19 protein-coding genes and 4 pseudogenes are annotated in these 19458 nt (G+C 68.4%); 7 read left to right on the top strand and 16 right to left on the bottom strand.

Annotated elements, in window-relative coordinates; all coding sequences use genetic code 11:
- Positions 1 to 29 precede the first annotated feature (29 nt).
- The 3 genes and pseudogenes from AB0F11_RS34100 to AB0F11_RS34090 form a co-directional block, all read left to right on the top strand.
- Positions 30 to 209 (top strand): annotated as a pseudogene (locus AB0F11_RS34100) (helix-turn-helix domain-containing protein); the annotation flags it as partial.
- A gap of 67 nt (positions 210 to 276) precedes the next feature.
- A complete protein-coding gene (locus AB0F11_RS34095; protein WP_362182399.1) occupies positions 277 to 408 on the top strand; it encodes a winged helix-turn-helix domain-containing protein in 132 nt (43 codons plus the stop codon).
- A 43-nt stretch (positions 409 to 451) separates the two neighbouring features.
- A protein-coding gene (locus tag AB0F11_RS34090; protein WP_362182404.1) for an IS5 family transposase occupies positions 452 to 1248 on the top strand; the annotation gives its coding sequence in 2 pieces (ribosomal slippage) (positions 452 to 785 and positions 785 to 1248; 798 coding nt in all).
- Between the two features lie 9 nt (positions 1249 to 1257).
- Here AB0F11_RS34090 and AB0F11_RS34085 read toward each other — a convergent pair.
- From AB0F11_RS34085 to AB0F11_RS34070, 4 genes are all read right to left on the bottom strand, one after another.
- On the bottom strand, positions 1258 to 1938 hold the full coding sequence (locus AB0F11_RS34085) for a hypothetical protein (protein ID WP_362182396.1): 681 nt from the start codon (positions 1936 to 1938) through the stop codon (positions 1258 to 1260).
- A 743-nt stretch (positions 1939 to 2681) separates the two neighbouring features.
- Entirely contained in the window at positions 2682 to 3014 is a 333-nt protein-coding gene (locus AB0F11_RS34080) for a helix-turn-helix transcriptional regulator (RefSeq protein WP_362182393.1), read from the bottom strand.
- Positions 3011 to 4168, bottom strand: a complete 1158-nt coding sequence (locus tag AB0F11_RS34075; protein WP_362182402.1) for a site-specific integrase — start codon at positions 4166 to 4168, stop codon at positions 3011 to 3013. Before AB0F11_RS34075 ends, AB0F11_RS34080 begins: the two co-directional genes overlap by 4 nt.
- Positions 4169 to 4303: 135 nt before the next feature.
- Complete coding sequence (locus AB0F11_RS34070; protein ID WP_362182390.1) at positions 4304 to 4717, bottom strand: hypothetical protein; 414 nt, start codon at positions 4715 to 4717, stop codon at positions 4304 to 4306.
- Positions 4718 to 5822: 1105 nt separating this feature from the next.
- On the opposite strand from AB0F11_RS34070, the gene AB0F11_RS34065 reads away from it, so the two are divergent.
- Together AB0F11_RS34065 and AB0F11_RS34060 are read left to right on the top strand one after the other, a co-directional pair.
- The gene (locus tag AB0F11_RS34065) at positions 5823 to 6752 is read left to right on the top strand and encodes a polyprenyl synthetase family protein (protein ID WP_362182387.1); all 930 of its coding nucleotides are present in this window, start codon (positions 5823 to 5825) and stop codon (positions 6750 to 6752) included.
- 167 nt (positions 6753 to 6919) lie between these two features.
- Entirely contained in the window at positions 6920 to 7990 is a 1071-nt protein-coding gene (locus AB0F11_RS34060) for a hypothetical protein (RefSeq protein WP_362182384.1), read from the top strand.
- 235 nt (positions 7991 to 8225) lie between these two features.
- On the opposite strand, the gene AB0F11_RS34055 is transcribed toward AB0F11_RS34060, so the two are convergent.
- Positions 8226 to 8543 carry a hypothetical protein gene (locus AB0F11_RS34055; protein WP_362182381.1) on the bottom strand — a complete coding sequence of 106 codons (318 nt, stop codon included), beginning with the start codon at positions 8541 to 8543 and terminating at the stop codon, positions 8226 to 8228.
- A gap of 296 nt (positions 8544 to 8839) precedes the next feature.
- Positions 8840 to 9053 (bottom strand): annotated as a pseudogene (locus AB0F11_RS34050) (cold-shock protein).
- A gap of 271 nt (positions 9054 to 9324) precedes the next feature.
- On the opposite strand from AB0F11_RS34050, the gene AB0F11_RS34045 reads away from it, so the two are divergent.
- On the top strand, positions 9325 to 9582 hold the full coding sequence (locus AB0F11_RS34045; RefSeq protein ID WP_362182378.1) for a hypothetical protein: 258 nt from the start codon (positions 9325 to 9327) through the stop codon (positions 9580 to 9582).
- Positions 9583 to 9874: 292 nt separating this feature from the next.
- Here the strand turns inward: AB0F11_RS34045 and AB0F11_RS34040 are convergent, their stop codons facing one another.
- The 5 genes and pseudogenes from AB0F11_RS34040 to AB0F11_RS34020 form a co-directional block, all read right to left on the bottom strand.
- On the bottom strand, positions 9875 to 10942 hold the full coding sequence (locus AB0F11_RS34040; protein WP_362182375.1) for a hypothetical protein: 1068 nt from the start codon (positions 10940 to 10942) through the stop codon (positions 9875 to 9877).
- A gap of 50 nt (positions 10943 to 10992) precedes the next feature.
- The gene (locus AB0F11_RS34035) at positions 10993 to 12015 is read right to left on the bottom strand and encodes a polyprenyl synthetase family protein (RefSeq protein ID WP_362182372.1); all 1023 of its coding nucleotides are present in this window, start codon (positions 12013 to 12015) and stop codon (positions 10993 to 10995) included.
- Positions 12016 to 12185: 170 nt separating this feature from the next.
- Positions 12186 to 12446, bottom strand: a complete 261-nt coding sequence (locus AB0F11_RS34030) for a helix-turn-helix domain-containing protein (protein ID WP_362182370.1) — start codon at positions 12444 to 12446, stop codon at positions 12186 to 12188.
- Between the two features lie 16 nt (positions 12447 to 12462).
- Positions 12463 to 12924 (bottom strand): annotated as a pseudogene (locus AB0F11_RS34025) (MarR family transcriptional regulator).
- A gap of 140 nt (positions 12925 to 13064) precedes the next feature.
- Positions 13065 to 13199, bottom strand: coding sequence for a hypothetical protein (locus AB0F11_RS34020; RefSeq protein ID WP_362182363.1), 135 nt, complete (start codon positions 13197 to 13199; stop codon positions 13065 to 13067).
- Between the two features lie 280 nt (positions 13200 to 13479).
- Between AB0F11_RS34020 and AB0F11_RS34015 the strand changes: the two genes are divergently transcribed.
- Complete coding sequence (locus AB0F11_RS34015; protein ID WP_362182360.1) at positions 13480 to 14319, top strand: hypothetical protein; 840 nt, start codon at positions 13480 to 13482, stop codon at positions 14317 to 14319.
- A gap of 1232 nt (positions 14320 to 15551) precedes the next feature.
- Here the strand turns inward: AB0F11_RS34015 and AB0F11_RS34010 are convergent.
- From AB0F11_RS34010 to AB0F11_RS33990, 5 genes and pseudogenes are all read right to left on the bottom strand, one after another.
- Complete coding sequence (locus AB0F11_RS34010) at positions 15552 to 15977, bottom strand: hypothetical protein (protein ID WP_362182357.1); 426 nt, start codon at positions 15975 to 15977, stop codon at positions 15552 to 15554.
- 831 nt (positions 15978 to 16808) lie between these two features.
- Positions 16809 to 18104, bottom strand: a complete 1296-nt coding sequence (locus AB0F11_RS34005) for a GNAT family N-acetyltransferase (RefSeq protein ID WP_362182354.1) — start codon at positions 18102 to 18104, stop codon at positions 16809 to 16811.
- A gap of 135 nt (positions 18105 to 18239) precedes the next feature.
- Positions 18240 to 18773 carry a DUF6262 family protein gene (locus tag AB0F11_RS34000; protein ID WP_362182351.1) on the bottom strand — a complete coding sequence of 178 codons (534 nt, stop codon included), beginning with the start codon at positions 18771 to 18773 and terminating at the stop codon, positions 18240 to 18242.
- Positions 18770 to 19054, bottom strand: a complete 285-nt coding sequence (locus AB0F11_RS33995) for a transposase (RefSeq protein ID WP_362182349.1) — start codon at positions 19052 to 19054, stop codon at positions 18770 to 18772. The genes AB0F11_RS34000 and AB0F11_RS33995 overlap by 4 nt, the downstream gene beginning before the upstream one ends.
- A pseudogene (locus AB0F11_RS33990) lies at positions 19009 to 19458 on the bottom strand (hypothetical protein); the annotation flags it as partial. The pseudogene AB0F11_RS33990 and the gene AB0F11_RS33995, both read right to left, overlap by 46 nt.

Below are 19458 nucleotides of genomic sequence, written 5' to 3'. Positions count from 1 at the left end.
GCGTCTCGAATGCGGAGATCGCGGGGGCGGTGGGGGTGTGTGCCGAGAGTGTGCGGCGTTGGCGGCGGGTGTGGGAGCAAGGCGGTGCTTCGGCCCTGCGGCGACGGGCAGCCACCGGCCGCCCACCCAAGCTGGACGACGCCCGGGTCGAGATGGTCCGGGCCGCGTTGGAGCAAGGAGCCCAAGCCCATGGTTTCGAGGCCGACCTGTGGACCCTGGAACGAGTCGGCGCCGTCGTTGAGCGGGTGACGGGAGTGGTGCTGTCGAGGGGCGTCGGTGTGGCGGCTGCTGACCGGCCGGCTCGGATGGAGCCTGCAACGGCCCGAGCGGCGGGCAGTCGAGAGGGACGAGTCGGAGATCGCCCGCTGGATCGCGCACGAGTGGCCGCGCATCAAAAAGGGGCCGTGAACGTGTCTCATTTGGAGTGCTGGGTAGTCTGCACCGTGTGGTGATGGTCGAGCGCATGGTGCCGGACGAACTGTGGGACCTGTTTCAGCGAGTGGTCCCACCTGCTCCATCACGGCCGCAGGGTGGCGGCCGGCGCCGGTACGGGGATCGTGAGGTGCTGGCCGCGATCATCTTCGTTGCCACGACGGGTTGCACCTGGCGGCAGTTGCCGCCGGTCTTCGGCCCGTCGGGGCCAACCGCGCACCGCCGCTTCACCGAGTGGACCGACGCCCGGGTCTGGGCGAAGCTGCACCGCGTCATCCTCGACGAGCTGGGCTCGCGCGGAGAGCTGGACTGGTCGCGTTGCGCGATCGACTCGGTGAACATGCGGGCCCTGAAAGGGGGGACCTGACAGGTCCGAATCCTGTAGACCGGGGCAAGAAAGGCTCGAAGATCCACTTGATCACCGAGCGGACCGGTTTACCCCTCTCGATCGGGATCTCCGGCGCGAACCTGCACGACAGCCAGGCACTCGAGCCGCTCGTGCGCGGCATCCCGCCGATCCGCTCACGCCGCGGCCAGCGCAGACGACGGCCCGCCAAGCTGCACGCAGACAAAGGCTACGACTACGATCACCTGCGCCGATGGCTGCGCAAGCGAGGTATCCGCCACCGCATCGCCCGCAAGGGCATCGAGTCTTCCACCCGGCTGGGCCGGCATCGCTGGACGATCGAGCGCACGATGTCCTGGCTGGGCGGCTGCCGCCGTTTGCACCGCCGCTACGAACGCAAGGCCGAACACTTCCTGGCCTTCACCGCCATCGCCTGCAGCCTCATCTGCTACCGCCGACTCGCCAAATGAGACGACATCTTAGCCCAGGATGACGCCTTGGTTGACGTCGAATCCCTGGAGCTGGGCAGCTTCTGTGGAGTCGTGGCCGTATTTGATCGGCGCCTGCAGCACGTACTTGGTGCCCCCGGTGGATGACCCGTCCGGGTTCATCTCCTGGGGCGGTGGCGGGAACAGGATGTGGTTGGCGATCCACTTCCCCGGCTCAAGGGTCTCGTAGGAGAACGGGCCCACGACGTCACCGGAGTGGTCGAAGGTGAGGGTCATCGACTGGAACCACGTCTCGACGAGCCCGGTAGGCGTGAGGTGGAGGAGGCTGGGCGGGGAGGAATCGACGTCCGGTAGCCGCAGGGTCACTTTCCCAAACAGCGGATGTACCGCGTCCATCGCGAAGTCGAGGGTCCGCAGGCGAACGAAGTCAGCGCCACCGACTTCGACCCTCACAACCCGCGAACCGATGAAGTTCAGTGTCGGCAGCGGCGGTGGGAGATTTACGACCAGTGTTGCCCCGAAGCCGATGCAACTGAGGGTGAACTTCTGGCCGATCGTCGGCAGCACCGGGGGGGCCTGGCCAGATGGCTTCGCGGCAGCGGCTGCACGGGTGGCTGCTGCGCCCGTCGCGAGCAGCCCCATACCGGCAGCCGCCACAGCGTGGCTGAGCAGACGACGGCGGCTGAGGGAGGATGTCATGCCGACGATCATCAACCTCACCACCTCCCGCTGAGCCGGTTCCGGCCGCGATGTCCCTCCCACGAGTGACGCAATGCAGCTGATCGTCCACCGGCCCGTGCGACTACACAAGGTCATGACCATGCTGGCCGTACATGGGGAATTCCTGTTGGCCGCTGTCACTGCTTCACCTGGATGGCCCGGCGTGCTGAATTCCGTCCTCGCCCGGCCTCCGCAATCCCCCGCCAAGTCGCCCTGTGCCAGTCCTGCCACTCCGGCCGGCCCAGCCGGGGGCGGGCGGACCTTGGACCCGCGGACCGCGCGTGGCGAGTGGTGGAGCACTACGCCACAACCCTGCTCGCCGCGTACGAAGAACGCCGCTGGCTCCCGCACCGGGGCGAGCTGGAGTTCGCCGCCGACCTCGCACGAATGCCCTGGACCGAGGAGTCGGTACGAGCCGCCGTGCGCGACGCGGAACCTGGGCACCGGCCCCGCCCCGCTACTCCCCCGGCGCCTTCGGCCGCGCGCCGGGCCCGTCTCGCCGCCGAGCCGGCCGAGCCGACCGCCGAGGGCCCGGACCGCCACCAGACAACCGCGGCACAGCCCATCCGAGTCCAGCACCTGAACGCGCAGACACCGCCGGCACTCACCGGAGACGCTACGGTTGCCGCTCCAGGCCACACAGGGCGCACAGCGCAGTCCTTCCCCGTAGACGGGGATCGCCCACACAAGGCAGGACTCGCACTGGCGGATCTTCCTCACCATTGGTGCCTGCTTCAGTTCGGGGGCCGCAAACGGCGCGGCCCGTCCCGGCGCACGGTCGGCCGCACCGGCCCCCCGTCGCTCTCGCCCACTGCCCGTGCCTGGGGAATCTCCGTGCTGCCAGGTGCGGCGAGCGGCTCAGCCTCGAGGAGATCGGAGACCGTGCAGCCGAGCGCGGCACAGATCATGTCCAAGTCATCCAGGCGAACCGTCACCGGCTGGCCTCCCCACAAGGCGGCCACCTTGCTCAGCGAGGGGCTGAATCCCACCTGCTTGAACGCCGCGAGCAGATCGGTAGGCCGCCAGATGTCCTGTTTCGCGGCCGCCCAGCGCAGATTCCACTTCACCGAAGATTCCCCTTGTCCCAGATCAGACGTTGACTCGCCCGCTGCGCGGCCTCGCGGCACGCGACCTCCGGATCGGCCTGCGCACTCGCGAGATACCGGACCGTGGTCGTGGCCCAGCCGTGTCCCAGCAGTCGCTGCACTTCCCACAACGTCATCCCGCGCTCGTAGTTGTGCGTCGCGCAGGCGTGACGCAGCAGGTGCGGGAAAATTTCCTTAACCGGGCCCGGCAGGTACCGCCGTGAGGCCGCCTTCAGCGCCCGCCGGAACGTGGCCGGTACGACTGCCGGCGCCACCGGCATGTTCAGCTCGGCGACCGCGCGGGGCAGCCGCTCAGACGGAAACAGCGGGGCCAGCGGATGTTCCGGGTCGTCCTGGAACAGTCCACGTACCTCTTCCAGGTACCACCACAGCAGGGCCCGCCCCTCTTCGAAGAGGAACGCCTCCCGCTGCCGCGGGCCCGAGCCACGCGCACCTTTGCCCTGGACCAGGAAGCGGCCCCACTGCCCGGCCTCCCAATGCACATCGGCAATCGCCACAGCACACAGCTCGGCCGCCCGGACCCCCGACAGGTAGGCGATCTTCCCCATCACGTAGTCCCGGCAAGCCACCGCCTCCTTGCGCGCAGACGGCAGGGCGTCACGCCAGGCGGCGAAGAACTCCTTCATCGCCCGCTGCGACGGCGGGATCCTCAGCCCGAAGTCACCACGATGGCGGGGACGGTTGAAGGGGTCGACCGGCGACTCGACCGCCGCCCCGAACCGCCTGGCGATCTCGCCGGCGTAGCGCTGCTCCAGGAACGCGAAGTACCCGTCGATCTTGTTGATCTTGGCCCGCACGGTGGAGCGCGCTCTCTTGCCTGCACCGGCGAAATACTGATCCAAGTGCTTCGGCACAAGCCTCCACGGAACGACGTCGTAGAACTCGCACAACTCGATCACTGGCTTGATCAACTGATCGATGGTCTGTGGCGTCAGACCAGCGGCATCGCGGGCCCACTGGTACTCCGCAAGCGTGTCGAAGAAGTAGTCCCTCTCCTCCACGGGCCCGGTAAAGGCCGACCGTTGCCGCTGCAGCGTGAACACGTCCGCCAGACCGCGATCTGGCCCGGCGCCCAGCGAGTCGAGCCCAGCCGGTCCCGCGGGAACCAGTGCCAGACGACGAGTTCGTGAATCGTCCACGGACACGCAGATTACGAGGGTCACTCCTGAAATCTGCGCGTGACCGCAGGAATCTCACACCCATGAGCTACAGCCCAAACATAGGTGTCTGACCTGCGGGCCTGCGCAGAGTCACCCCAGGGAGGGCTCGCCGGAACCCGTCCGTACTCCAGATACGAAGTAGGCCGGCCACCGGGCGGCCAGGGCCGGGGCGCCGCGGGCGCGGGCGGCGGCCCGGCGCTGCAACGCGGCGAACGACAGCCGGCCCGTTTCGGCGTCCCACACGACCAGCTCGCCGTCGAGGACCAGGCCGTGGGGCAGGTGCTCCTCGGCGGCCGCTACCAGGTCCGGCCACCGGTCCTGCACCAGCGACCCGCGCCGGGTCTGCACCACCACGGCGCCGCCCGGACCGGCCGCGGTGAAGACGAGCACCCGGTGCCCGTCCAGCTTCTGCTCGTACGCCACCCCCGCCCGCACCGCGGCCGGGCCCGGCACGGTTTCCGCGGCCTGCGCCAGCATCGGCTCAACCGGCGGTCGCAGCACCATCTCGGGGGCCTCCTCTCGCCCCTCTTCCAGGGTCGGCTAGGCCAGCCTGAGGCGGCCCGGCAGAACAGCCGTCGGATCACCCATCCGAGGGGCGCAGCGGGGCCGTCAGGAGCGGTCTGGGGCCCGGCTGCGGCACCGTGTCGGGATGCGCCGCTGGTCCCTGCCTCTGCTCCTCGCCGCGCTGCTCGCGGCCTCCGGATGCGTCTTTGTCCATCCCGCCCCTACCCGGCCCGCCGATGCCTCCCCGGCCGCGGCGCCGGCGGACGACAAGCACCCAGCGCCCCGGCCCGCACGGCCGGCTCTGCCCCCTCTCTCGCCTGCCCGAGAATGCCTCCGTCCCAGAGACCGAACGTCCTCCCGCCCCCGGGCACCCCGAGGCGGGCGCCCGCGAGGCATCCTGCGGGAGCCAGCACGCCCGGCCGGTCCCCCAGCGCAGGGCCGAGGGCCAGGCCCGGCCGCGCAGGCCGCCCCGCTGGCGCCCGCCGCACGCCCCGCCGCGAAGCCCAAGGCCAAGCCCAGGAAGGTGAAGACGCGTCCGCACCGTACGCCCGCACCGCACCGCCCGGTACAGCCTGCACCCGGGCCGGGCGCGGGAGCCGCGGACATGGCCGCGCTGTGCCGCGCCGCGCACGGCATTACCAGCCCCGCCGTCACCGCGCTGTGTCCCCAGACGTACGTGTGACTGAGCACGGTAGGTGTCACCGCTGCCACGGCGTGACCTGGCGTTCTTCGCGACCGTGAGCACCGTTGTTGTCACCGGATGAGCAAGCTACTTGTCACCGACCACCTCCCGGACACCACCGGCGGGTCTGAAACCGTTTGAAGGACGGGTACGGAAGCACAGGCCCGTGGGGGTGGGGCGGATCCGTGCTCCGATGATGCCGCTGCGAGCCGTTCCGGCTCAGGCCATAGGCCTGTTGGTGTTAGCCCAGCATGCGGAAACGTTCACGCAGACGACCGGCAAGGGGGCCCGCACGTGATCGAACTGCCAAGCCAGCGCGCTGTACCGATACCCGCGCAGTCCGGAGTGCACGGGGCCCCAGGGAACCCCATCGAGATCCTCGATGGGCTGGAAGCCGAGTTCGCTCGCCGATGGCCCGACGGTGTGACGGGGTTGGACGCGGTGCACCAGTACGCGATGATCCCACCGGGCAAGCTCTTACGGCCGTTGCTGGTGGTGCATGCGGCACTGACGGTGGGCGGGGAACTGAGCTCCGTGCTGCCTGCTGCCGCCGGGATCGAGGGTGTACACGTCGGAAGCCTGATGCACGACGACATCATCGACCGCGACACCCAGCGGCGCGGCCGAGCAGCCGTCCATGCTGCTTTCGGACCCGCGCAGGCCATCGTCGCCGGCAACGCCCTGTACTTCTCGTGGTTCGCGGCGCTCGCCGAATGCGCCGAACGCGGAGTGCCCACCGACCGCATCGCGCACGCCCTGGAGGTGCAGGCGGGCGCCGGGGTAACGATCTGCCGGGGCGCGTTCGACGAGCTGGCGATGAGAGGCGGCCTGGACCTCTCCGTCGACGACTATCTGGCGATGGCCCGGGGCAAGACCGCCGCACTTTTGCAGGCGGCCTGCCGCATCGGCTCCATCCTCGGCGGAGGCGACATCCCCACCACGGACCTGCTCGGCGCCTTCGGAGACCACCTCGGCATCGCCTTCCAGATCCGCGACGACCTCCTGCCCTATGACCCAGCCACCGCCGGCCTGGCGGGCAAACCCGCCGACAGCGACCTGCGCAACCACTGCCCCACCCTGCCCGTCCTACTCGCCCACCAGCGAGCCGACCCCGCCGGCCGCGCCGCCCTGCGTCACACCCTGCTCAACGAAGCCGACCCGCGGACCGCACTGCGCCGGATGCGAGCCCTTCTGGACGAGACAGGCGCCCTCGAAGCCACACACGCGATGGCCGACCACCACGCTCAACTTGCGCGCGATGCCATCTCCCAACTCCCCGCAACCGCCCACACCCACGCCCTCGCGCTCCTGACCCTGCCCCCGAGCGAGACGACCCGGCCGGCGCCGGCATGAACGCGGGCACGCTGCCCGCCACCGCCCTGAACAACTCGCCCGCGCGTGCACCGGCTGCTGCCGCTGTGCCTCCCAGCCCGACCAATCTCGACGGCACCTCGCCGACAACTCCCAGAAGTCTCACCTGGAAACCGCGCAACCCCAGAGACACACGTGAGGAGAGCACCATGACCAACCCCGACGCGCCGGACAGCGCATTCGCCAAGCTCCTGGCCTTCTACAGCCCACTCATTGCAGAGATCCACCCCGACGCGGAGCGCCTGCGAGCACGCACGCACGCATGGGCACAGCAGTTCGATCTCGGCGCCGGAAACACCCGGCTAACCACGATGCTCGCCCAGACCGGAGCTGACTTCACCGCGCACGCGCTCCCGCATGCGCCCGGAGAGATCGCCCAGGCATTCTCTGACTACAACGCGTGGGCCTGGTTCCCCAGCGAGTTCGCTAGCTCGGGTCGACCAACCTCTGACGTCGTAGCCACGCTGGCCCGCTGGGAGCGCACCTTCCGTTCGCCGAACTCTTGGCCGGATGCCACCGCCCCCGCCGACATCGCCATCCGTGACGTGTGCCTGCGTCTGCGGAGTCTGCTGACCCCAGTGCAATGGGAGCGCTTCGCTGCGGGCCAGTGCCAGTGGCTCTACCACATGGCATGGGAAGCCAGCCTCTTGGAACAGGGTGCCACTCTCTCGGTCAACGACTTTCTGGCCATGCGGATCGGGTCCGGTGGGGCGAATGCTGCCGCCGCCTTAATGGACGCGGCAGAGGGCATTGAACTCAGCGAGCAGCAACGGCTCCGTCCTGCCGTCCGCGCGGCTGCCGAGGCCAGCATGCTCACCAGCGTCCTGGACAACGATCGCTACTCCTATCTCCGGGAGCGTGATCTCCCGGTCAAGAAGCTCAGCCTGTTCGACGCGATCCGCCACGACCATCCCGACTACACCTTCGAGCAAGCCGTCATCAAGGCCGTCGCCATCCGCGACCGCATGATGGCCCTGTACCTCCAGCTACGCGAGGAGCTCCTAGCGGACGGCGACGACGACCTCGGCCGCTACCTGACCGGGCTCGACCGCATGGCCAGCGGAAACATCAACTTCGCCATGACAACCGGCCGCTATCTGCTCCCCGACTCTCCTCACACGGTCACGCGGGTGGACAAGCCCAGCGACCCCAGCACCGCACCACTCCCTTACCCGACCATCGCCTGGTGGTGGGGGACCTTCTCCCGTGGTGACAGTTAGCGCGCTCAGGTGAAAACTATCGCGCTCCGATGTCCCGTGACACCGAACTTCGAGCGCGTGCCAACAAGTTTTGATCAACGCGGAGTGTCGGCGGCCAGGATGGGGCTGGGCCGATCACGCGAAAGCCCTCTCCATCCCCTGGGCAGGGGTGGAGAGGGCATACGTCGAACGTTGACAGTCGGCCCGATTGCAGGTGGTGCCCTTCGTCGCCCGCTGCAATCCGGGCCGATCAGCCTTACGAGTCGCCGGTGCCGGATGTGACCGGGGTCCCATCCAGGATGTGCGACAGGGGTTCATCGCCGGCGTTGACGGCGCTGTTGTCAGGGCACTGCTGTTCTTGCTGCGAGGTGATGATGGGGAGGTCCTGCAAGCCAATGTTGAGCAAGCTGAGGACTGACTGGGTGCCGAGCTTGCCAATCCCCACACACGGCGCGGCAGTGGGCGCCGCCGAGGCCGGCGCCTCCGCCGCGTGCACGGTGGTGGCGGCCGGTGCGGCGAGCAGCAGCACAGCCGCGGTGAGGGATGCCCCCCGGGCCAGCGAACGTAACGTCATGACAACTCCAGACACGGCCGGAGCCGCACAACAACCCCCGGCACATCGGAGCGCCCTGGGGCAACGACCAGTACGACCTGACAACTGGACACCACGCTCGCAGTTACGACCACGGTTGACCCGGTAATCGATCAAGGACCAGTGGCACGTGCTCAAGGATCGCTGTCACCGGACATGTCCTGTGACAGCGAACCTTGAGCACGTGACAACGAAGGTTGAGCGGCCGCTGCTGGGCTGACGAACGCGGCAGGCAGGGGTGGGGCCGAGCCCGGACCCACCCCAACAAGGTGCGGACCTTACTCGAGTCGGACCTGCGCGGCCTGCATCCCCTTCGGGCCCTGTTCAGCGACGAAGGAGACGGTCTGCCCTTCCTTGAGGGAAGCGAATCCGGCCACCTCGATCGCCTTGAAGTGAACGAAGAGGTCGTCGCCCCCCACCCGCCGGAGTGATGAACCCGTACCCCTTCTCGTCGTTGAACCACTTCACCGTGCCCTGCTGGCGGTCACTCATACTGCGTCCGATCATCCGGGATGTTGATCAATCAATGGAGATCACTACCCGCGACCAGGCGCAAGCATACGCATCCCACCGCATCTGGTGACACTCGGAAGAAAGCGCACCTGACCTGCGCAATCAACCTTCGATGGCACAAACTCACGTCAATCAAAGTCCAATGGCACACGATCAAGATTCGCTGGCACAGGACAGGACACCAGACGTACGGACACTGACCTCCAACGTGCCGCTCGCGCAAGAATCGAACACGTGTTTTAGTGGAGTGGTGAGACCACCGTTCCGCTTCCCCGAGGACCTGATCACCCTCCAAAGGGCGTGGCAGCAGACCTACACCGAGCTTGCGCATGCCCCCGCCGGCGCCGGTACAACCGTGCTGCGGCGCCGGCTGATCATCCTCTCCGGAAACCTCTGCTCCCACCCCTACAGGGCGGCCTCCGCCGACTGGCGGGCCGGCGGCATCGAGCTGCGCCGCGCCGCCCGCACCCACACGCCGGACCCGACGGAACGGGAGGCAGCAGCATGAACGAGCAGACCACCACCAAGCCGCCGGGCTGACCAAGCTGCTGGACGTGCTGGACTTCCGCTCCTCCAACGACAAGCACAAGCCCGTCATCGAGGCACTCAAGCTCATCGAAGTGCTCGACCACCGCGTCCAGCCCCAGATCCCGACTCACCCGGGGCCGCCCCTTCCTCGACGCCCCGGTCCGGGCGACGAGCTGCCGCCGGTGGTGCCGCGTGCGGCGTTCACTCGTTCAGTCAACGACGTGGTCCACTTGCGGCAACGGCCGTGTGGGCACCTGCCGGCCTCCACGGGCTCAGGTGAGCTGGTCCCACCACCAAGCGACCGTCGGATAGGGCAGGGGGGCCGTGCCTAGGACGCTGGGCACGGTCGTCCGGGAAATCGCGGAGGCTTGGTCGGGTCGTAGATAGCGTGTCGCACTGACACAGAAGCTGAAATTCCCGCTGAAGATTCGCTCGACTGCTGTCAGATACCGTTTCAGGTCTGCGCTGGCATCCGGCAGGATCTGATCCCGCAGTGCCAGGTACAGGTTGACGAAGCGGTCGATGACAGCGATCCCCTCGTGGATCGCTTGTGTGCGGGAGTAGTCAGGATGCTCGCGGCGCAGGACGTCGAACAGGTTGTGCTTCCTGGACTCCATCTTCCGCTCTTTCAGGTGGGAATAACGGTCGTTGTCCAGTGCCGCGGCGGTCATTAGTGCTTCGGTGGCGGCTCGGACATCGTGGCGGGCCCATTGACGCTCGTCCAGTTCGATGCCTTCCACGGCGTCGAGGTAGCCCGGGCTCGCGAGGGCTCCTCCGGAGGTGATGCGCGTGGCCAGATAGTCGTTCACCTGCGACTCGCCGCCCTTTTCATGCAGGGCCGACTCCCACGCCATGCCGTACAGCCAATGGGCCTGCGGGACGACGAAACGCTGCCACTGCACGGGGGTCATACACTCCCGCAGACGCAGGAACGAATCCCGCAACGCCGCATCACCCGGACGCTGCGACGACGGCCAGGAATCGGGGGAACACATGATGCGCCCCCAACGGCCGAACTCGGCCAGGTCCTCACTGCTCGGTCGCGCCCGTCCGACGTGATCGTTGGCGAGCCAGGCCCACGCGGAATAGTCGGATAGCGCCTGCGCCAGCTCACCTCGTGCGTGCGGATAGCAATGCGCTATGAGCGCGGAGCCCGTCAGCGCGAACTGAACGGTGCGTGCCTTATTGCCTTCACCGAGGTCGTACCGCTCCGCCCAGGCCAGCGTGCGTTCCCGCAGGGTCTCTGCTTGCGGGTTGACCTCTTCATCAAACGGGCAGTAGAACGCGAGCATCTCGGCGGGAATGGCGTTCGGCGTTCCTTCGCCGAGGGAAGCTGTCATCCTCCTATGCCTTCCTGTAGAGGCCGGTTCGGCCGGACGGATGCGTGAGGTCAGCGGTCGGGGTCGACGATCATGTTGGCGAGGGCGCCGAGCTCGGCGGCGAGAACGGGGTCCGGCTCGGCGAGGGCCAGGTGTTCGAGGGCCTCGGTGCTGCAGCGGCGGGCCCGGCGCAGGGTGGTTTCCCGTGCTCCGGTTTCCTCGATGAGCTGGGCGGCTTGGCGGCAGTCCTCCTCGCTCATGGGTGCGTCTTGCTGGTAGAGAGCGTGCAGGGCGGCTGCCTGCGGGGTGCGGGCGGCCAGCGCGGCGGCGACGGGCACGGTGATGGTTCGGGCCCGCAGATCGGAGCGGGCGGGCTTGCCGGTGAGCTGTTCTTCGCCCCAGATGCCGAGGATGTCGTCCAGGCACTGAAAGGCGATGCCCAGGTGCTGCCCGAAGGCGCGCAGGTGCCGGGCCCGGGCGGGGTCCGCGCCACCGGCCAGGGCACCGAGTTCACAGGCACAGGCGAACAACTCGCCGGTCTTGGCCGCGGCCACCGCCACCGCGCGCTCCTCACTGACCTCGGCTTCCGCCTCCAGGAGCGTGTCGAGGTACTCGCCCTCGATCAGCGCCTGGACGCTGCCCAGCAGAACCGGGATGGTCGATGCACTGCGGTCGGTATCGGTCAGAGCGTGCACGGCGGCGAAGAAAAGCGCATCGCCTGCCAGGAGAGCGGCGGGCAGGCCCTTGACGGCCCACAGGGCCGGGCGGCCGCGACGCAGCGTGTCCTGGTCGATGATGTCGTCGTGCAACAGGCTGGCGTTGTGCACGAGCTCCACGGCCACCGCCGCCGGATGGGCCTCTTCGGCCGCGCCGCCCACGGCCCGGCAGGCCAGCAGGCACAGCGCCGGACGCAGGGCCTTACCGTCGACGCCGGCACGTACAGCGGCATGGTCCTCGGTCTGCCAGCCGAAATGCACACCGGCCACACGCCGGATCTCAGGGGGAAGGCCGTTAACCCGAGAGCGGATCAACGGCCCCACTATTCTCGCCGTCTGCGCCAGAATCGTCGCGCCGTCGCACGGGGTCTCGGACACGTCAGCCTCCGCTGCCAGAGTCGGCCAAGAACTACGCCATCAGTGTCCGGGGGCGCACAACCGCCGCGCAGGGGCTCACAACCCCGCGCGGGGCAGCACTCCCCCCGCGCAGTCAGAAAGTGTGGCGCTGGCCGGGCACGAAAGCGTCAGCAGCCCGAGGGGCGGTGGGCTCACCGCAGGTCAGTTCCGAGTTGGGCGGGGATGCGGCCGGCCCGCAGTTCCCGCAGGTCTGGGATGTGGTTGTAGAGGGTGCCCGGGGAGACGCCGAGCATCTTGGCGATCGCGGTGATGGAGTGCTCGGGGTTGGGCAGCAGGTCCCGGGCCATGTTCAGGATCTTCTCGTCGACCACGGTGGGCCGGCCGCCGACCTTGCCGCGGGCGCGGGCGGCGGCCAGGCCCTCGCGGGTGCCGGAGACGATGCCACAGGCCATCCGTCTGCGGACCGGTTTATCCGCCGAGTGTCTCTGCCATCCGGTCCAGGTCGGCGAGAAGAGCAGTGAGGCGTTTCGGCGGGACGGCGTCGGTCATCTTCTGGTCGATGGCGTAGACGGCGGTGCGTGCCGCGGCGAGGCGGCGGTGGCCGTTTTCGGTGAGGTGGGCGGGCAGGGCGCGGCCGTGGTCGGCGGTGCGCGCGCGGGTGATGAGGCCGGCGTCCTGCAGTCCGCGCAGGACGACGTTCATGGACTGCCGGGTGACGAAGGTGGCGCGGGCCTGTTCGGCGTTGGACAGCCCGTGGCGCTGGTCGAGCAGTTCGAGACAGGCGTACTGCGGCACGGTCAGGTCCTACTCACGCAGGGCCCCGTCCATCGCGCCGCGCAGGGCGGCCGCGGCTCGCTTGAGGCGGTAGCCCAGTCGCTCGGTCACGTTGGCGGTTCGGTCGTCGGGCGCCGACCCGGCCGCCGTCGGCATCGACGGGTTCCGCCCCCAGAGCGGGTAGCTCCCTGCTGGGGGTGCCCGCGGAGCATCGGCTTCGCGACCGCTGGGCCCGTTCGTGCTTGGGGAACTGCGGACGCCCCGGCCGAGGCCGGGGCGTGCGGGGTGGGGGCCGGTCAGTCCCAGGTGGAGTCTTGGAGGTTGAACTTGCCGGGGGTGGCGCCTTGGACGAAGCGCAGGTATTTGTTCTGGACGGTCATGGGGCTGCCGGTTTCGCGGTCCTTCTGCCAGATTTCGTAGTAGTTACCCATGTCGTAGAAGGTGACTGGCTCCTCCTTGGAGGCGACGGGCGGCGTCGCTGAGGTACTGGAACATGACCCCTGACAGTGAGGATGCTGGAGGCATCGTTCGGGGGTCTGCCTCCTCCCTTGACAGTGACGTCCGGCGCGGAGGGCGCCCTTGGGGGCACTGGTGCCACCAGGGCAACTCTGACACCATCTCAGCCGAGATGATCAACAGGGGTTTGATCCGTCTCACCTGCATCGACGTAGTCATGCAGTCGTAGAGCACTGAGAAGATCTGAGGACGACCTTGAAGACCTTACGGACCCGCATACCGCACCTGGTGACGGCCGTGTTGCTGCTGCTGGGTGCGATGACCGCCGCGACCGCGCAGGCGCAGGCCGCCCCTCAGCGGGTTGCGGGCAGCGCGAACGTCTGCTCCGACGCAGCCATTCCGGCCGGCTGGGTCATCACCAGCTCGTACCGGGGCAGCGGCTGCACCACCGGTGTCTGGTACACCATCGCCGATACGAGCGGGTTCAACTCCGCCTCCGTGTGCTCCCAGTCCCCCATCCCCACCGGGTGGGTCATCACGAGCTCGTACAGCACGAGCAACTGCGCCGGCACCGGGGTCGGCTATTACATCGGCAACACCGCGGGCCAGAACTCCGCCGTCGTGTGCTCCCACTCCCCCATCCCGGCAGGATGGGTCATCACCAGCTCGTACAGCACCAGCAGCTGCATCGGCACCGGGGTCGCCTACAACATCGGCAACACCGCCGGCCAGAACTTCGCCACCGTGTGCTCCCACTCCCCCATCCCCACCGGGTGGGTCATCACGAGCTCGTACAGCACGAGCAACTGCATCGGCACCGGGGTCGCCTACAACATCGGCAACACCGCCGGCCAGAACTACGCGGTCGTGTGCTCCCAGTCCCCCATCCCGGCAGGGTGGGTCGTCACCGGCGCGTACAGCACGAGCACCTGCACCGGAACCGGCGTCGCCTACAACATCGGCAACACCGCCGGCCAGAGCTACGCCACCGTGTGCTCCTACTCCCCCGTCCCCACCGGATGGGTCGTCAGCGGCTCGTTCCGGAGCACCAGCTGCGTCGGCACGACCCTCGGCTACAACATCCGGAAGGCCTGACCGGCCGCCCTCGGCCCGGCCCAGCTCGACACGGCTCGGATCTGCCCGGCCCAGCCCGGTCGCAGCAGAAAGCCCCGCACCGCCAGGTGCGGGGCTTTCCCATGCAAAAGTGGCTTCCCCCTGCTACTGCGGCCGCACCTCTGCACCAGCGCTGCCGCCAGTGTCCTGAGGACCGGCCGGGAAGTGCTGGTCGAGGATCTTGGCCCATCGGTCGAGGGTCACAAAGCCGGTGGTGTCCGCCTGGGCCTGCACGAGCTCAGCGAGGGCGGCGACAAACGGGGCCACCGCAGTGGCATCCGCGAGGTCGAGTGAGGCAGCAGCGTCACGGAAACGCGCGGCCGCGGCAGGGAAGGCGACTTGGGCCCACGCGTCCAGGTTCCTTCAGGCGCTGGACGCTGCTTTCGTGCAGGATCCGGTCGATGGCGTGCTGGGGGCAGTCAGGCGTGTGCCATATCTCAGTGATCTCCCGTCCGTAGGTCCGGATGTACGTGTTGTCATCGGCGGGCATTGCGTGGCAGTCCGAGCATTCCAGTCGGCGGAACGTAGGTCGCTCAAAGGCGGGGCCGTCGGTCACGTGCGATTCCTTCCAAGGCCGGACCGCCCATCAAATGCCGCCTCACCTGCGCAGTCAATGGCTGCGAGGCCGGCGGCCGGATCGGGTGGCACCACGCAGCCTCTGCCCTGGGGAGGTCAGCCGGTCAGGCGAACCAGCAGCCGGGGCCGCCCGCTCGCCCCGCACGGTCGTCAGCGAGAGCACCGCGCAGCCGGGCGGTACCGCGTGCGCGAGGTCCGAGGCGGACCACCGCTCGCGCTCCACCCGCGCCCGCACCGCACCGCCCGGCGCGGCCTGCACCCGGCCCCGGCCCCGACGCGGGGAACGTGCACATGCCCGGGCTGCGCCGCGCCGCGCACCGCGTGACCTGCCCCGCCCTCACCGCGCTGTGCCACCAGACCTACGGCCGATGACTCGGCGGGCCGCTTCGCCCAGAAAATCGAACACGTGCTCAAATAGAGGTGAGCGCCGTACCGAGGAGCAGCACGTCATGACTTCCCCCACCCCTGGGCCTGCCGCCAGACCGCAGCCCGTCACCTGGGCGCCGAGCCAGACCGGGCCGTGCGCGAAGTGCCACCTTCTCTGCACCAACTCGCGTACCGGGAACGCCCGATCGGTGTGCTGTGGCATTCGCTTTCCATTTCGGTGGCGACGATGGCCGCTCACCGATCGTCGGTCCTCAGAACAGCCGGTGGCCCTGGACCAGGGCGGTCCTGGTGCCGTCGTTCCGGACGAGCCGGAGCTTTTTGACGCCGTTGTGGTTCGCGGCGACGAGGAACGATGGGCCGGCGATCACGGCCAGGGCGACCAGCCCGAAGAGGATGCCCACGAGGTCGGACGATTGCGTGTCGCCCTCCTCGACGGTCTGGCCGCCGAGGTGGAAGAGCATGGGGACGGTGACGAGGAGCGAGAGGAGCAGCAGCCAGCCCACTGCCCGATTGATCAGCTGTTTGCGCCGCGCCTTGGCCGCGCTCTCCACCTGGACAGAGAACTTCCGCGAGCAGCGGGGGCAGGTTATCCCCACGCTCTGTTCACGGCTGGTCGGCCGGTCCGCGCCGCCGGTCGGCAGGTGCGAGATGCTCCACTTGACGGTCGTAACAGCCACCCCCTTGATGCTCACCCTGCAGCCGAGGCCCACGACGTACCGTTCACCGATCAAGGATTGCGCCATCCCTGTCACCCCCAGGTGCCGACCCCGCGCGCATCGCGGGGCGGGCAGATCTTAGCCGGACTGCCGCGGCGCGAACACCGGCTCGCGGTCCGCAGGGTCCGCGAGCGGGGAGGCCGGAAGCAGCCCATGTCGGCCAGCACGGCCCATGCCTGGGTGGTCGCGAAGCATCCGTCTCCGTGGCCGCGCCTCGGGTGACGCCGTAATTCGGGGCTCCACTGCGTAGTGCAGCAGCGCACCACGACCCACGGCAACGACGGCGACGTACGGCCACCACACCCCAGCCGGGGACAGCTGGGCACGACCATCGATCAGATCGCGATGAACACCGGAGACATCATGCAACAACGGCATGCCGAATGCTCTTGATCAACCCCCGACGAGTCGAACCGGCCAACGAGTTAGTGCAGTCAATTGACCAGCCGTGCGCAAGGTACGGTGCTCCGGCGAATCCGCTGTGCGAGTCGTGCCGCCGGGCCCGGCAGGAGCAGTTCGCGGCCCGCCCCTGACCGTGACCGATCCCGCACCACCGCCCGTACCGATCACGCTCCTCCTGCCCGACGGACAGGAGTTCTCTGGGGCTGAAGACGTAGCGCGAGGCGGGCTTTGAGGACTTAATGCAGCTCAGCGCCGGTGCGGTTAACCGTATCCGGTGCAACAGCTGTGGCGCCATCGCTGAATCGGGCGATGGCGCCATCCCAACGGATGGACTTTGAGTGAGGACTCTGATGCCACCAACGGCCTCACCCGCTGTCAGGTACAGCCTTGTCAGAAACCGAAGGAGTTGTGCGGTTCGGGGTCGGCCCAGAACATCCGGGCAAGCTGTCCGATCGCGCCGTCGGTGTGCTGAGTGATGTGGCCCGCATACGCGAGGTGGAGCGCCGACATGCCACCGAAGTAAAGCGAGCTGAGCGCTGAGAGCGTGATGGTCAGGTCTGCCGTCTCGTCGGTCGGAACGCACGTCACCACAGCATCGTCTGCTCGAAGATGCCATGTCCTGTTGTTCCCCGGACACATCTGGTCGTCGTCGATGGTGAATTTCAGCTGGCCGGGCGTGAGGTACGAGCGTTGCGTCAGGGCTCGCGGGACGTCGAGCAGGCGCGCCCAGAGATTGTCCGTCTGGCGGGTGATGCGCATCGCCCGCGGGTTCGTGAGCATCCACCGCAGGGGTTCGTCGCGTGGACGGCCGGGCGCCACGACGGTCTTGGTGAGGTCGAAGTCGATGAGCAGTCCCCACAAAGCGCGGTAGGCCCCAGGGTTCATCGCCTCCAGGGCTTCCACCACGAGCGTTCCCGCGCGATCCCTGGTCGGGGACCACGGCAGTCGGAAATTGGCGATGCCGTCCACCTCGCCGTGCTGGTCGCGGTGGACGAGGAAGCGCAGCGGTCCGTTTGTGCCGTCTGCTTCGTCGGACAGCCCCTCCCATTGCCCTGGGAGAGGGCTGAGTTCCCCGACGCGGTGCGCACGCACGTCTGCATGCACCCGGGGCCAAGCCTTCTTCGCGTGCTCAGCGCCGATCAGCTCCAGCGACCCGGGATCCGGCTCTGCCGGAAGGAGGGCCGCTTCGTGACGGGCCAGCTCCCACCGGGTGCGGTAGGTCGCGGGCGAGAACCCGTACCGTCCATAGATGCTGCCCTCGCTCGCGCTGAGCATCGCCAACGGCTCGCCTCGTTCCAGGGCCGCCTCGAACATGGCCTGCATCATCTGCCGCAGGTATCCGCGCCGGCGATGCGTCGCGATCACCCCGGTACCAGTGACGCCGGCCATCCTCCCCGTTCCCCCGCCGGGGACCGTCACCTCGAAGGAGATGGTCGCCGATGCGCCGACACACCTGCCGTCGACGAACGTCGCGATCGGGTGGAAGGAGTCGTCCTTGGTGTCGGCTTCCGCCCACTTTTCGAGTTGCTCGGCGCTGGCAGGCGTGCGCTGTGGAGGCCACGGCTCGGGGCCACCGTGCCACGCGGCGTCCGCAGGCTCCCAGCTCGGCAACCCGTTCGCGAACGGCAATGTCCGGTAGTACGCAGCCATCTCATCTCGTCGCGGCGGACGGACTTCAGTCACCATGCCGGACATTGCATCCATCACCCTCGCAGGCGAGCAACCGATTATCTGCTCAGGGCTTGTGCGTGAGGGATAACCCTGGGCGGCCAGGGCGAGGAGAAGTCGATGAAGCGGCTAGATCATGTAGCACAAACTGAGCTAGAGGGTGGCACCGCGGTGGTTCACCGCACGGGTCAGCTCCCGGTTGGCCGCGCGAGCGGCCTCCAGCTCCGCGTCCCTCTCCTCCAAGCGCGCCGACAGCTCGGTGTTCGCCTGCTCCAGACGGGAGACATGACGCTGGAGTTGTTCGTGGTCGGGAGGAGATCCGAGCCCTGATTCGCGCCACGCCTGCTCGCCCATCTGCTCGGAAAGTCGTCGCTCCAGGCACCTGACCTGGGTGACGAGCCGGGTGTTGCGGGCGAGTGCGTTAGCGAGGTCGGTTTGCAGTGAGGCCAGGGTGACCGCAGACCCGGCCGAGGGGTTCGGTGCGGAGGGTTGCAGTGCGGCAGCGTGGATGAGCGCGAGGAGGTCGCGGTGGCGGTAGAGGAAGGTGCGGTTGACCCCGGCGTGCCTGGCGATGCCGCTCGCGCTGATCGCGGTGCCGTTCCGGGTGGCTTGCTGGATGGCGGTCTTCACGCGTTGGCGGCGGCGTTCACTGTCGGCGCGGCGGCCGTCGACCATGGCGGCGTTCATGCGGTCCTCGTGGTGTGGACGTCGGGTAGGGGCTGGCCGATGCGGGGCATGCCGAGCATCACGCTCCGACTGCGGCGTACGACGGCGACGGCCTCGCCGATCTGCGCCTGCTCCTCCGCCGTGAGGCCACTGAGGTCGGCTTTGACCCGATCGATCAGCCGGCGCACCCTGCGGTTCTCTTCCTGGGAGGGCATGGCTTCGCTGCGCGCCCAGTCGTCGGCGGCGAACGCCGACATCAGGCGTTCTCGGCTGCGCAGCAGGTCGGCCAGGTATGCCTGCAAGTCGGGTAGGTAGGAGACATCGGTGCGGAAGTGGTCGCAGCCCACGCAGCGGAACCGGATGGGGCAGCTCTGCCCGCCGGCCGCGACGTTTGAGGCTCCTGGCAAACGCCGTAGGGCACGCTGACCTCGCCGATCGCCCGCCGTACGTGCTCGGAGTCCAGCAGCGACTGGGCCTTGCGCCAGACGCGGGTGCCATTGCGGTCGAACTGCAGGGCGACGACTCGGTCGACGGCCTCGCGCCGCCGTTCCTGGCTGACCCGGTAGTAGTTCTGGGTGGTCTTGAGGTCGGTGTGGTCCATCAGTTCCTTTAGACATCGTTTCTTTTGGCGTGATCGTTCGTTGAGCCGTGCATGACGGACTTGGTCGAGCGGCTGGTGCCGGACGAACTGTGGGTGTTGTTTCGG

Source organism: Streptomyces sp. NPDC032472 (genome assembly GCF_040636955.1).
Lineage (GTDB): Bacteria > Actinomycetota > Actinomycetes > Streptomycetales > Streptomycetaceae > Streptomyces.
This window is presented reverse-complemented; position numbering and strand designations above follow the sequence as displayed.